General features: G+C 46.5%; 2 tRNA genes and 1 rRNA gene. All 3 read right to left on the bottom strand.

What is annotated here, in order from left to right:
• Nucleotides 1–143: 143 nt before the first annotated feature.
• A tRNA-Ala gene (locus tag NNO03_RS22460) sits at nt 144–219 on the bottom strand.
• Between the two features lie 105 nt (nt 220–324).
• A tRNA-Ile gene (locus NNO03_RS22455) sits at nt 325–401 on the bottom strand.
• Nucleotides 402–472: 71 nt separating this feature from the next.
• A 16S ribosomal RNA gene (locus NNO03_RS22450) occupies nt 473–589 on the bottom strand; the annotation flags it as partial.

The raw sequence follows: 589 nt of genomic DNA, 5'->3' as shown, positions 1-589 counted from the left end.
CACCGCTTTTCATTTCTTATTACGGAGAAATGAAACAGTGTGTCGTTTCAATTTTCAGCTTGATCCAGATTTTTAAAGAGCAAAACTTCGCAGTGAACCTTTTCAGGTACACTCTGAAGTTTTCTTGTTTTTTGCAGTAAAGATGGTGGAGCTATGCGGGATCGAACCGCAGACCTCCTGCGTGCAAAGCAGGCGCTCTCCCAGCTGAGCTATAGCCCCATCGTAGTTATCTCATTCACCTTAATTTTTGTTGAAGCAAGGCGTGGTGACACGAAGCATACTGAAGTATGTGAGTGTCGCCGCAACGCGGCATCAGCAAAAATTTGGTAGGCCTGAGTGGACTTGAACCACCGACCTCACCCTTATCAGGGGTGCGCTCTAACCACCTGAGCTACAAGCCTGCAGAGATTTTCTTACTGCTAATTTTCATCAGACAATCTGTGTGAGCACTACAAAGAACGTTTCTTTAAGGTAAGGAGGTGATCCAACCGCAGGTTCCCCTACGGTTACCTTGTTACGACTTCACCCCAGTCATGAATCACAAAGTGGTAAGCGCCCTCCCGAAGGTTAAGCTACCTACTTCTTTTGC

This window comes from Citrobacter sp. Igbk 16 (genome assembly GCF_028069755.1).
Lineage (GTDB): Bacteria > Pseudomonadota > Gammaproteobacteria > Enterobacterales > Enterobacteriaceae > Citrobacter.
The sequence above is the reverse complement of the archived record's forward strand: the minus strand, read 5'-3'. Positions and strand labels throughout refer to the sequence as shown.